This is a genomic window from Haloarcula halophila, assembly GCF_029278565.1.
GTDB lineage: Archaea > Halobacteriota > Halobacteria > Halobacteriales > Haloarculaceae > Haloarcula > Haloarcula halophila.
This window is the reverse complement of the sequence record NZ_CP119559.1, coordinates 3,006,201-3,018,116: the sequence shown is the minus strand read 5'-3', so window position 1 is coordinate 3,018,116 and position 11,916 is coordinate 3,006,201. Positions and strand designations below refer to the sequence as shown.

14 protein-coding genes are annotated in these 11,916 nt (G+C 65.5%); 7 read left to right on the top strand and 7 right to left on the bottom strand.

The annotated features are described in order from the left end of the window. Positions 1-121: 121 nt before the first annotated feature. The gene (locus P0204_RS15930) at positions 122-598 is read left to right on the top strand and encodes an FKBP-type peptidyl-prolyl cis-trans isomerase (RefSeq protein ID WP_276220762.1); all 477 of its coding nucleotides are present in this window, start codon (positions 122-124) and stop codon (positions 596-598) included. Here P0204_RS15930 and P0204_RS15925 read toward each other — a convergent pair. Next, a complete protein-coding gene (locus P0204_RS15925) occupies positions 595-1,176 on the bottom strand; it encodes a GNAT family N-acetyltransferase (protein WP_276220759.1) in 582 nt (193 codons plus the stop codon). The two genes, P0204_RS15930 and P0204_RS15925, sit on opposite strands and share 4 nt — an antisense overlap. A gap of 105 nt (positions 1,177-1,281) precedes the next feature. Between P0204_RS15925 and P0204_RS15920 the strand changes: the two genes are divergently transcribed. After that, on the top strand, positions 1,282-3,324 hold the full coding sequence (locus P0204_RS15920; RefSeq protein WP_276220757.1) for an AMP-binding protein: 2,043 nt from the start codon (positions 1,282-1,284) through the stop codon (positions 3,322-3,324). 16 nt (positions 3,325-3,340) lie between these two features. On the opposite strand, the gene P0204_RS15915 is transcribed toward P0204_RS15920, so the two are convergent. Further along, positions 3,341-4,507, bottom strand: a complete 1,167-nt coding sequence (locus P0204_RS15915) for an MFS transporter (protein WP_379801896.1) — start codon at positions 4,505-4,507, stop codon at positions 3,341-3,343. Positions 4,508-4,622: 115 nt separating this feature from the next. Between P0204_RS15915 and P0204_RS15910 the strand changes: the two genes are divergently transcribed. After that, positions 4,623-5,180: a type IV pilin domain-containing protein gene (locus P0204_RS15910; protein WP_276220754.1), complete on the top strand. Its 558-nt coding sequence runs from the start codon at positions 4,623-4,625 to the stop codon at positions 5,178-5,180. Here P0204_RS15910 and P0204_RS15905 read toward each other — a convergent pair. After that, the gene (locus tag P0204_RS15905; protein ID WP_276220753.1) at positions 5,166-5,771 is read right to left on the bottom strand and encodes a PH domain-containing protein; all 606 of its coding nucleotides are present in this window, start codon (positions 5,769-5,771) and stop codon (positions 5,166-5,168) included. The two genes, P0204_RS15910 and P0204_RS15905, sit on opposite strands and share 15 nt — an antisense overlap. After that, entirely contained in the window at positions 5,768-6,319 is a 552-nt protein-coding gene (locus tag P0204_RS15900) for a PH domain-containing protein (RefSeq protein WP_276220752.1), read from the bottom strand. Before P0204_RS15900 ends, P0204_RS15905 begins: the two co-directional genes overlap by 4 nt. 150 nt (positions 6,320-6,469) lie before the next feature. Here P0204_RS15900 and P0204_RS15895 point away from each other — a divergent pair, with 150 nt between their 5' ends. The 3 genes from P0204_RS15895 to P0204_RS15885 all read left to right on the top strand — a co-directional run bounded on the left by P0204_RS15895 (position 6,470) and on the right by P0204_RS15885 (position 8,884). Continuing rightward, positions 6,470-6,607, top strand: a complete 138-nt coding sequence (locus tag P0204_RS15895) for a hypothetical protein (protein WP_276220751.1) — start codon at positions 6,470-6,472, stop codon at positions 6,605-6,607. A 313-nt stretch (positions 6,608-6,920) separates the two neighbouring features. Continuing rightward, positions 6,921-8,066 (top strand): glutamate-cysteine ligase family protein, encoded by a 1,146-nt coding sequence (locus tag P0204_RS15890; protein WP_276220750.1) that lies wholly within the window; start codon positions 6,921-6,923, stop codon positions 8,064-8,066. 98 nt (positions 8,067-8,164) lie between these two features. Beyond that, on the top strand, positions 8,165-8,884 hold the full coding sequence (locus tag P0204_RS15885) for a type 1 glutamine amidotransferase (protein ID WP_276220749.1): 720 nt from the start codon (positions 8,165-8,167) through the stop codon (positions 8,882-8,884). A gap of 33 nt (positions 8,885-8,917) precedes the next feature. Here the strand turns inward: P0204_RS15885 and P0204_RS15880 are convergent, their stop codons facing one another. Then, on the bottom strand, positions 8,918-9,895 hold the full coding sequence (locus P0204_RS15880; RefSeq protein WP_276220748.1) for a phosphoadenosine phosphosulfate reductase family protein: 978 nt from the start codon (positions 9,893-9,895) through the stop codon (positions 8,918-8,920). Positions 9,896-10,026: 131 nt separating this feature from the next. Between P0204_RS15880 and P0204_RS15875 the strand changes: the two genes are divergently transcribed. Beyond that, the gene (locus P0204_RS15875; RefSeq protein WP_276220747.1) at positions 10,027-10,644 is read left to right on the top strand and encodes a stage II sporulation protein M; all 618 of its coding nucleotides are present in this window, start codon (positions 10,027-10,029) and stop codon (positions 10,642-10,644) included. A 93-nt stretch (positions 10,645-10,737) separates the two neighbouring features. On the opposite strand, the gene P0204_RS15870 is transcribed toward P0204_RS15875, so the two are convergent. Together P0204_RS15870 and P0204_RS15865 are read right to left on the bottom strand one after the other, a co-directional pair. Beyond that, complete coding sequence (locus tag P0204_RS15870; protein ID WP_276220744.1) at positions 10,738-11,340, bottom strand: DUF7110 family protein; 603 nt, start codon at positions 11,338-11,340, stop codon at positions 10,738-10,740. Between the two features lie 198 nt (positions 11,341-11,538). Next, positions 11,539-11,871: a 2Fe-2S iron-sulfur cluster-binding protein gene (locus tag P0204_RS15865; protein ID WP_276220743.1), complete on the bottom strand. Its 333-nt coding sequence runs from the start codon at positions 11,869-11,871 to the stop codon at positions 11,539-11,541. Positions 11,872-11,916 lie beyond the last annotated feature (45 nt).

Genomic DNA, 11,916 nt, shown 5'->3' with positions numbered 1-11,916 from the left:
CAGAGACGGGCCGAACAGTTCACCTTCGGCGGTGTGTGGATCGACTCGTCTGCTACCGCAAACGTCTCCGGGACCGGCGTTCGACGGGACGTTTATCCCGTTGGTCGCCACAGATCCACCCATGACCATCGAAGCGGGCGACGGCGTCACCATCGAGTACGTCGGGCGGTTCGAGGACGGGACGATCTTCGACACCTCCCGGTACGAGGTCGCAGCGGAACACGGGCTGGCCGAGGCACAGGACGCCGATCCCGACAGCTACAAAGCCCTCTCCTTTCGGGTCGGTAACCGGGACGTGATCGCCGGGCTCGACGACGCACTCGTTGGCCGCAGCGAGGGCGAAGAAGCCACGATCACGGTCGACCCCGGGGACGCCTACGGACCGGTCGAATCCGAGAAGATCAGGGAGTACGATACCGCCACGTTCGAGGCGATGGTCGGTACGGAGCCGGAGGTCGGGATGCACGTTCACGCGGAGAACGACCTGCACGGCGACGTGACCGCCATCCGCGACGACGCCGTCGAAGTCGACTTCAACCACGAACTCGCCGGAAAGACGCTGGTGTTCGAAATCGAAGTGGTCGACGTCTGGGGCTAGCTGGTATCGTACTTGTAGGTCGCCTCTTCCGGATCGATCCCGAAGTCCTCCGCCGACTCGTCGGGCTCGGATTCGGCCGCTTCGTCGGCCGACGCGGCCTTGAACCGCTCCCGGAACCGGTCGGGCATCCAGAACCGCTCGACCTGGAGCCGGAGCGGGACCGCCCCGGGCTGGATGTTCTCCTGTTTGGTCACCAGCCGGTCGCGGAGCTTCGCCGGCAGCTGTTCGGGCTCGATCGGCTCGAATCCGAACTGCGCGAGGTAGTCGGCTGCGTTCGTCAGCGAGTACACCACGTCGAACCCCTCGTCGGCCGCGTACTCGACGAGCCGTTCGATGACGTGGGCGCCGACCCCCTGGCCGCGCCACTCTTCCAGGACGCCGATGCTCGTCAGTTCACAGTAGTCGCCGTCGTCGGTCTTGTGGATACGGATGCGGCCGAAGCCGGCCTTCTCGTGGCTCTCCTCGTCGATGGCGACGACGTAGTCACGGGAACGGAACGCTGTCTCGTCGAGCCCCATCGCTTCGATGTGGTCCAGCAGCCAGACCTCCTCGCGGTTTTTCGCGTCCCGGACGTACATATCCCGACGTTGGCCGGCCACGGCAAAAGGGTTTGCTGGTGGGCGGTCGGACCGGTCGGTGCAACCCCACACAACTACTTTGGGTCGTGTCATCGAGAGACACGTATGGGCAGCGACGGCGGCGACTACCGACACGTACCGTCCGAGGCGTTCGTCGAAGCGACGAACGTCCGTGAGTTCATGCGGACCTACGGGATCGAGGACTACGAGGGACTCGTCGAGCGGACGACCACCGAACTGCCGGACGAACCGGACTCCGGCGTCGAATGGTTCTGGGACGAACTCGTCGACTACCTCGGCATCGAGTTCTTCGAGACCTACGACAGCGTCAGGGAGCGCCAGTCCCGGACGGTCGCCGGCGAGACCTACGACGGCCCGCAGTTCACCGACTGGTACCCCGGCGGCCGGATCAACGCCGCTCACAACGTCCTCGACAGACACGCCGCCCGGGACAGCGGGTCGCGCAACCACGCCGCGCTCGTCTGGGAGGGTGAACCCGGCGACGTCCGCGAGGTGACGTTCCACACCCTGAACAGGCAGGCCAGCCGGGTCGCCAGCTACCTCGACTCCGTCGGCGTCAGGACCGGCGACACCGTCGGCCTCTACATGCCGATGGTCCCGGAGGTCGCGGCGGTCCTCTATGGCTGTCTGAAGGTCGGTGCCGTCGCAGTCCCCATCTTCTCGGGCTTCGGCGTCGACGCGACCGCGACCCGTCTCGCGGACGCCAACCCCTCGGTGCTGTTCACCGCCGACGGGTTCTACCGCCGTGGCTCGGTCATCGATCTCAAGGGGACGGCCGAGGAGGCCATCGCCGACGCTGCCGACCGTGTCGACGGCCCGGGCGTCGAACACACTGTCGTCTACGACCGGGTCGGGACGGCGGAGCATCCCGATCGGACCCTCCAGTGGACCCGTCGCGACGAGTGGTGGGACGACGCCGTCGGGGAGCAACCCGACAGCTACGCGGCCAAATCGCTGCCCAGCGGCCAGCCCTCGATGCTGTTGTACTCCTCGGGGACGACCGGGAAACCGAAAGGGATCGTCCACACCCACGCCGGCGCGCTCCTCCAGGCGGCCAAGGAAGTGTACTTCGGGTTCGACCACGATCCCGCCGATCGGTTCTTCTGGGTCAGCGATATCGGCTGGATGATGGGTCCCTGGACACTGCTGGGCAACCACGCCTTCGGCGGCACCGTCTTCATGTACGAGGGTGCACCCGACCACCCCGAACCGGACCGCTTCTGGGCGATGATCGACCGTCACGATCTGACCGTCTTCGGCGTCTCGCCGACCGCGATCCGGGCGCTACGCAAACGGGGCGAGGAGTGGCTTGCGGGCCACGACCTCTCCAGTCTGCGGATGCTGGGTTCGACCGGAGAACCCTGGGACGAGGAGAGCTGGGAGTGGTTCTACGAGCACGTCGGCGGCGAGTCGTGCCCGATCGTCAACATCTCCGGCGGGACCGAGATCATGGGGTGTTTCCTCATGCCGTTGCCGATCCAGCCGCTCAACCCGGGCACGCTCGGCGGTCCGGGACTGGGGATGGACGTCGACATCGTCGACGATGCCGGCGAGTCCATCCGCGACACCCACGAACGGGGCTACCTGGTCGCCCGGGACTCCTGTCCGTCGATGACGAAGTCGCTGTGGGGCGGCGACGAACGGTACGTCGAAGAGTACTGGTCGACCTGGCCCGACGTGTGGGACCACGGCGACTGGGCTCAGCGGGCCGAGGACGGGCTCTGGTACCTCCACGGACGAGCCGACGACGCACTCAACGTCGCCGGCCGGAAGGTCGGCCCCGCGGAGGTCGAAGGCGCGGCGATCGAACACCCGGCGGTCAACCAGGCGGCCGCCGTCGGCGCACCCGACGAGACGACCGGGACTGCAGTCGTCCTCTACGTGGTCCTCGGTCCCGACCACGAGGCCGGCGAGGACCTGGCCGACGCCATCCGGGAGACCGTCGGCGCGGAGTTGGGCAAACCGTTCCGGCCCAGGGAGGTACTGTTCGTCGACGCCTTCCCGAAGACCCAGGGCGGGAAGATCGTCCGCCGGGCGATCGCCGCAGCCTATCGGGGCGAGGCCATCGGCGACCGCTCCAGCATCGAGAACCCGGCGGTTCTGGAGGCTATCGGCGACGCCACGTAGCTCCCGCGGCTCACCGTCAGTCGGCCGGCCGTTCCTGACCGGGAAGCTCCAGGCGCAACAGCCCCGGGAGCGCGACCAACGCGACCACCAGTTCCGCGCCACCCGCGACGACGAACGCGGCGAGATAGCCGACCTCGCCGGCGACCAGTCCGCCCACGAGAATGCCCGCCAGGAACCCGACGCTTCCGGCGGCGTTGAACCCGGCCATCGCCCCGCCCCGTTCCGCGTCGCCGGCCAGATCGGAGACGAGCGCCATCGTCGCGGGTGCCATCAGCGCCCCGATGACACCGACGACGACCATCCCCAGACCGGCCGTGAGAGCGGTCGGCGCCAGGCCGACGGCGACGACGGCAAGTCCGTACAGCGAGGAGCCGACGGCGACCGGGACCGTCCGTCCGACCCGGTCCGAGAGGACCCCGAAGGGGTACTGCAACAGCGCGAACGGCGCGAAAAACAGCGCGAGCATCACCCCCGTCTCGGCGGGCGTCAGCGAGAACACTGTCCTGAAATATAGTGTACCCACGAGGGCGAAAAAGCCCGCTGTCATTCGGTCGACGAAGCCGAACGTGTAGGGAATCGCCAGCGTCGGCGTCGTTCGGAGACCGGTCAGCGCGTCGCCGATCCGGCTCCCGTCTGCCGGGGCGCGATCCGTCGCTAGGGTGGCGAGAGCGGCGACGACGAACAGGAGTCCGCCGGCCACCGCCAGGGGAAGCGTCGGTGCGACGCCGTACAACTGGCCGCCCAGCGGCGCACCCAGGGCCGTCCCGGAGCCGATGGCGATACCCGCCGCGCCCATGTTGCGCCCGTGGCCGCCGGAGAGGTCCATCAGCATCGTCATCGACAGCGAGAAGGGAGCGATGGTCGCCGCACCCTGGAGCGCGCGGACGAGGAGGATCGTCTCGAAAGAGACGCTGGCCACCCCCGGGAGCCACGCCAGTAGCCCGTACAACAGCCCACCCGTGACGGCACCGCCGACGATAAAGGGGAGACGGCGACCGCTCGCGTCGCTCAACACGCCCCAGACCCCGGCGAAGGCCACGAACGCGGCGAACTCCGCGGCGAGGAACCACATGCTGGCGTCGAGGTCCGTCTCGGCACCCAGTGCCCGCACGAGGGTGTCGACCCCCGGGTAGAGCAACACCTGTGCGAGCAGGACGGCGAAGACCACCCCGGCGAGGACCATTCGCTCCCGGCGGACGCTCACGCGAGAGCGTACGGCGAGGGAGGGAAAATACGTGTCGGCGAACGGTCGGCTCCGAGTGTTTTTCCCTGAAGCCGCACGAACGGCGCCCACGGAGATGGTTCCAGCCACGGAACGGGGGGTATCGCCGGTCGTCTCGACGGTCCTGTTGGTCGCGGTAGTCGTCATGCTCGCCTCGACGGTGTCGGTCGTCACCCTCGGCTTTCCGAGCCAAGTCGGCGAACCGGCGCCGGTCGTCGCCCAGTCCAGCGGCCAGCTCGTCCGGGACGTCACTGGTCCCGGTGGTCGTTACGACCAGGTCGTCAACATCACACACGAGGCTGGCGATACCATCCAGGTCGAACACGTCGAGGTCGCCGTCGACGCCACCGACGCCTGTGGCAAGCGCGGTCGACTGGTCGACCTCCCGGACGAGGCTGTCGGCTCCGGTAGCCCGAACCATATCGAGGGCGACCACATCTTCGACTACCACTCCCCGGAGGGAGGCGCGCTCGATCCGACCACGGGCGACACCGCGTTCAGCGCGGGCGACACCATCCGCTTCCGGCTGACAAACGGGGCTTGCTCCCTCGCCGACGGCGACAGGATCACCGTCCGTATCGTCCACACCCCCTCGGGGGCTGTCGTCGTCGAGAAGACGCTAACTGCCTCCTGAGTCCGCGTCAGCGGTCAGCCGCCTGATCCGCCGTGTCTCTCTGAGGACGGCACGCCACTGGTCGAGCGTCCCGGGAAGGTCGTCAGTACCACCCTGAAACCGCTTTAGATACGCACTGATCTGCCGGTGAACGTCGTCGGGGTCGTCCAGCGCCCGCAGTGTGAGTTCCGCTCCCTCACTGCTGGCTGTATCGACGGTGACGGTTCCGTGGCCGAAGACGACGCCGAGCATCCACAGGTCGTAGGCGGTGTTCTGGATCTTCCCCAGTGGGAGTTCGGTCACCGTGACCGAGAGGACGCCGGTTCGGTGATAGAGCGCCCGTTCAGTCAGAACGTAGTGGGTCGTCCGTCGCCAGAGCCACACCGCTCCGGTGGGCACGGCGACCGCCAGTACCGCGATCGGGACCCCGACAGCGAGGCCACCGACGAGCGAGAGTGTCCCGGAAGCGACGAGTTCGACGGCGACAGCGGCGACGACGGCCCCAGTGAGGACACCGACGGCGAGTCCCTGGAGGACGACCCGGTTGCGGGGCCGACCCTGCCAGACGATGTGTTCGTCGCCGGCCGCCGGGAGCCACTCTACGTCGCTCATCTGTCCCGCGGCTGGTCGCCGGTCGGCGGCCGTGAGCCGTCGTCGAGCGACTGGCGGATCGCGCGGAGTTCGGCCAGGATCTCGTCGAGAACGTCGGCGGTCGACTCTTCCTCCTCGGACTCGGTCCCCTGGACCTGCGTGACACGCCGAGAGAGTTGCTTCTGGACGGCCTGTGGGTCCTCGACACCACGGAGCGTCATCTCGACTCCGGAGCCACCGGCGGTGCTGATCTCGACGGTCCCGTACCCCAGCGAACGACCGATCGGTCCCGCGGAGTAGGCGGTGTTCTGGACCTTCTCGTACTCGATCTCGGCGACCGAGCGGCTGAGGATGCCGCTTTTCTTGTAGACACCCTTTGTCGTGATGACGTAATCGGTGTGGGTCATCGTCAGGTACCCCCCGAAGATGACGAGCAGTCCCAGTCCGACGAGCGGGATCAGGAGCGCACCGACGATGTAGGTGCCGTACAGCGATTCACTGGAGGGCTGGCCCTCCCAGACGATCTCCTCGTCGTCGTCCAGTGTGAGCCAATCGTACGCGGCGGACATGGGAGAGGGTGCGCCCCGGACCGAGTTGAGTGTTTCCGTGACACGGCGTCAGGCTGTCGTCGTGACCTGCTGGAACAGCCCCAGGAGGCTGATCGCCAGGCCGACCGCCACGCCGAAGAAGCCGACGTTGCCCTACGGGTAGCCGATCGTGTGGCCGATCACGACGACCCCACCGGCGAGGATGGCCGCGGTGCCGAACGACTGGAGGGCGTAGTCGTCTATGGGGGCGACAGCGAACGCGAACGAGATGACCGTGGCGGCGACAGGCCGGTCGAACGCCGGCGGTAACCGTAGCTACGGACGGTACGTACGAAAAGAACCAGACAACCAACTATCGCGGTAATCGTTGTCCGGATGAGCGAGTTTTCCCGCGAACATGAGTTGTATATAAGGTATTGTGAAGAAATTAGTCGAAGAACTCTTACCGGAGTATCGTGGTACGATTTGACATGCACCACCGAGTGAGCGCCACACGATAACCCAGCGACCGGCGTATCACTGGTGAACGGCCGCTGCCCGCGGGCCGAGCGTCGGTTGCGGTCCCGGGTCGACGGATGGAGACCACACGCGTCCTGCGGGACGGGTGCTCGCTGCGAGACGAATGCCACAGACTGTGCCATCGAGAGATCAGATCAGACGGAGCATCGAGGTCGAGTATTGGGTGATCGACGAGGACGGGCGCCTCGTGGAACCGGAGGGACTGGTCGACGCATCCCCGGGTGCAGAACGGGAGTTCGTCCGGCCGATGCTCGAAGTCAAGACGACACCCTGCGAGACGACCGCACAACTCGAAGCGGAACTGTTCGAGCGTGTCCAGCGCGTGCTGGACCGCGCTCGTGAACTCGACAAACGGCTCGTCCCGCTCGCGACACCCCTCAACGCCGAGGAGGTCCGGGAACTCCCCAGCGAGCGGACACGGATCCAGAACGCTGTCGTCGGGACGGACTTCGAGTACGTCCGTCACTGCGCTGGGACACATCTCCACTTCGAGCAACTCCCCGGACGGAAGGTCGACCAATTGAACACGCTCATCGCGATGGACCCCGCCCTCGCACTGGTCAACTCGGCGCGGCACTTCCGGGGACAACCCGTGGCGAACGGCGCCCGGTCGAAGCTCTACCGCTGGCTCGCCTACGACGGCCTCCCGAACCAGGGCGTACTCTGGCCGTACGTCGAGGACGCTGCGGAGTGGGAGGGTCGTCTCGACCGCTGTTACGAGGCGTTCGTGCAGTCGAGCCTGGACGTGGGGCTGGACCGGGCGACAGTCGAGGATAGTTTCGAACCCGAGAGTGCAGTGTGGACCCCGGTACAGCTCCGGAGCGAGTTCGGGACGGTCGAGTGGCGCTCGCCCGACACCGCGCTACCGAGCCAGATCGTCCGGCTCGCCGACGATATCGGTTCGATCGTCGAACAACTCCGGGATGCCGACGTCGTGATCCACGACGAGACCGACCCCGACCTCGGAGCAATCGGGCCGGGCGGCGACACAGTCGGGCTGCCACCGTTCCAGACTGTCGTGGACCACACCGAGGCCGCGATCCGGGACGGCCTCGACTCCCGGGCGCTCCGGTCGTACCTCGGAACGTTCGGGTTCGATCTCTCGGCGTACGAGCCACTGTCCGGGGCGATAGAGCAAGAGACGGTGACGGTGAGCGAAGCACGGGACCGCCGGCTCGCACAGGCCGACAGACTGGAGCGTGATATCGGGGGGTCGGGACCGTCCAACAGCGTCTCTAGGAGGGTCTGATCCGTGAGACGGGACGGAGACCACACTGTCGATCACCGGTGTGGCAAGTTGTGACAGAACACCGGGTCACTTGTGCGTCGAGATCGTAAGCACAGCCGATGCCCTCGCCACGGCTCGCACTCCTGAATGCCGCACACGCCGCCGAGGACACCCGACGCAACTTCCGGCGTGAGATCGACGCCGAACTCGTCGAGTACCACTGTCCGTCCGGCGAACTGCCCGAGACGTTCGCCTTCGACGGATGCGTCGTGACCGGCTCGTCGGCCTCGGTCTACTGGGACGAGCCCTGGATCGGGCGGCTGAAAGAGTGGGTCGGCGAGGCCATCGAGACTGGGATGCCGTTTCTCGGTGTCTGTTACGGGCACCAGCTCCTGGCGAACGTCCTCGGGGGCCGTGTCGAGCCGATGGGGGAGTACGAAATCGGGTATCGGACGGTCCAGCAGGACGGGCGAAACCGGCTCCTCGAAGGGGTCGACGACGACTTCGTCGTCTTCACGACACACTCCGACAGTGTCACCGAAGCACCACCCGGAGCGACGGTGTTCGCCCGGAACGACTACGGGATCCACGGGTTCCGGAAGGGCCGTGTCTTCGCCGTGCAGTTCCACCCGGAGTACGACAGAGCGACCGCCCGTACCGTGACCGAGGGGAAAGATGACCAGTTGACCGACGAACGGATCGCTGCCGTGCTGGACGGGATCACCGACGAGAACTACGACGCCGCCTGCGAGGCGAAACAGTTGTTCGATAACTTCCTCGCGTTCGTCAGAGAGGTCGGGCGGGAGACGGACCGAGCCGTGCCCGACGACACCGACTGACCGCGCGGCCGGATCTCGACAGGGCCGGCAAGCTTACATGTAGCCGAGATCGCGCAGGCGCTCCATCAGGTCCTCTTTGTCCTGGGCGCGGCCGGCGCGCTCGGTCGTGTTCGCCATGTCCTGGAGCCACGCGGGCTCTTCGGCGGACTTGTCCGTGCTGACCTCGCTCCCCAGCGATCGGAAGCCAGCGAAGTACTTCGGCGAGACGGGAACGTCTTCCTTCTCGATTCCCTCGGGCAGGTCGTCCTGCCCCTGCGGGACGTAGCCGTCGTCGGGGTACCCCTCGACGGTGTCCGGCACGACGAAGTTCCAGAAGGCTTCCCAGACGTCCGGCTCTGCGAACTGAAGGATCGACTGGACGCGGTCGTGGGGCGGGTAGATGTCGGGGTCGTGGCGCGGCGAGAAGAACGTCTCGTCGGCGCGGGACTCCTGTTCGTCCCAGCGGATACCCGAGATGATACCGTCGACGTCGTGCTCCTCGATGGTGTCGTTGAGCGCGACGGTCTTCAGCAGGTGGTTGCCGACGTACGTGTCGAGCAGGAACGGGAACGTCTCTTCCTCGTATTCGAGGATGTTCCGGATGTGGTGCTGGTTGTGTTCCGAGAGGGCGTCGACGGGGATATCGTCGCCAGGTTCGAGGCCGTTCTCGTCGACGTAGTCGCCGACGTCGGTGTTGCGAGCCCAGATGACATCCAGATCCCACTCCTCGGCCCAGTGCTCGACGAACTCGATGAGTTCGTCGAAGTGCTGATAGTGATCGATGAACACGACCGGCGGCACTTCGAGATCGAAGCGGTCCGCGACCTCCTTGACGAAGTACAGCGTGAGCGTCGAGTCCTTCCCGCCGGTCCACATCACGACGGGGTTCTCGTACTGTTCGAGGCCCTTTTTGGTGACCTCGATGGCCTTCTCGATCTTGTGGTTGACTGTCGGGTAGTCCGCTGGCGACTCGCCCTCGCCGTCGCTGTAGTCGACGTCGAGATAGTCCGGGAACTCAGTTGTCTTGGACATCGTGTAATGAGATATAATTAGACGTAGTAAGTATTTTTTGTTCCGTCGACAGATGTGTGAGCGGGAGGCACGCGTCGTTGGGCGGTAGACCCCGAAACCTATAGCTGTCTACGACGTATTCCGAGAGCGTAATGTACGGGCCGCAGTCCTCTCCCGGCGAGATCGCTCGGCGGTGGCTGGCGCTGTACGTCCCCGCTGCGGCGTTGATCCTCGGTGGAAGTACGCTGTTGGGGTTAGTGCTTGGTAACGCGATCCCGCTGGATGCGCTCCCTGCCGGGGGCGGGGCCGGGTCGACCCCCTTTCTCCCGTCGGAGATCACCACCGTCTCGATCGCCGTGAACAATCTGACGGCGGTGTTCGTCATGTTGCTCGGGGCCGTCTCGATCGGTATCGTCACGATCCTCGGCCTGGTACTGAACGGGCTTCTCATCGGTGTCGTCGTCGGACTCGCCGGTCAGGAACTGTCGCCGATCGTGATCCTCGCGCTGCTTTTGCCACACGGTATCATCGAGATCCCGGCGTTGCTCGTCGTCGCCGCGATCGGACTCCGCTTCGGTCGCCTGACGGTCCGCTACATTCGCGGGACCGAAGCCGAGTTACTGACCGAACGAGACCTCAGAGAGGCGGGATGGCTCGTCGCCGTTTCCTGTCTGCTCATCGTCGTCGCCGCCTACATCGAGGCGAACGTCACGTTCGCGATCGCCGAGCGTGTCGCCGACGGGTCGCTCTCGGGACTCCCATCGTCGTGATAGCCACGAGTGGACGGGTCTCGATACTGAACGAGAACGTCGCGGAGACCGTCACCGAGCGACAGAGCGAAAAGCCGACCAGAGGAGGGCGTCTCAGTTGATGAACTCGTTGTCGCGCCAGTTGACGCCGTCTTTATCCTCGTCGTCTCGTGGCTCTTCGGCGACGTTGATGACAGCAGGGCGCTCTTCCCCGTCGACGATCCGTACCGCTTCCAGTTCCTCGTCGACGGCGGCGATCGCTGTCAACGTCCCTTTCTCGGCGATCTTGGCGACCTCACAGAGGACCTCGAACATCTCGTACTGGAGCGCGGTGTTCTGGAGCACCGTCTCGCGATCCCCCTTGAAGCAGGCGTACTCGACGAGTTCCGATTCGATCTCTTCCTCTTCCTCTTCGAGAGCTCCCCACTGTGGCCCACCGCCGGTACTTCCGGTGCTTGCCGCGCCGGGCGGCCCCATCTCGTCGGGGTCTTCCTCGTAGACACGGTTTTCGGTGACGCTGGCTTTGAGCTGTGCAGTCGGCGTGTACTTGCTCATGCTGTCGTCGTCCGCGACGGCACTGACGATGAGAGTGTTGTTCCGTCGGGTGATGTCGACGTCAGCGACGCCAGGTGGCAGGTCTGGATCCTCAAAGAAATCGTAGGCGTCTTCGAGTGGCAGTTCGAGTGTCGAATGAAGTCTGTATACGCGGCTGGTCATAGTTGGGAACGTGTGTGGGTGGTCGACGGCCGTCCGCTGACGCTACAGTCAGCATGATATACGAGACACTCGCTTATATCATCTGTCCTTCGCAACTCGACCGACACGAACAGGCAAGAACCGAACGGACACGTCGATCGACCGCCGAAGAGTTGCTACGTACGTGACTTGAAGGGGAGAAACGCGACGTTCAGTCAGTTAATCGTCGGCGGCCACAGTATCGGTATCATCCGCCACACCGGCCTGATCGATGCTCGGCGGATACTCGCCACGATCCAGCACGAGATCGGAAGCCGGGCGGGCCATACACGTGAGCGCGTACGACTCCCGTTCCTGCTCTGTCAGTCCGCGTGCGGCCGGCTGGACGACCTCACCTTCGAGAATCTCGGCTGAACAGGCCAGGCACATTCCGACCCGACAGGAGTACTCCTGTGCGATACCCTCTTCGAGACAGCGCGAGAGGATCGTCTCCTTGTCTGAGACGGTGAGCTCCTCGCCTGTCCCCACGAACTCGACGGTGTAGTCGGTCATAGATGGCCGTTCGGAACCCCGGGACAAAACTCTTTATCGGTCAGT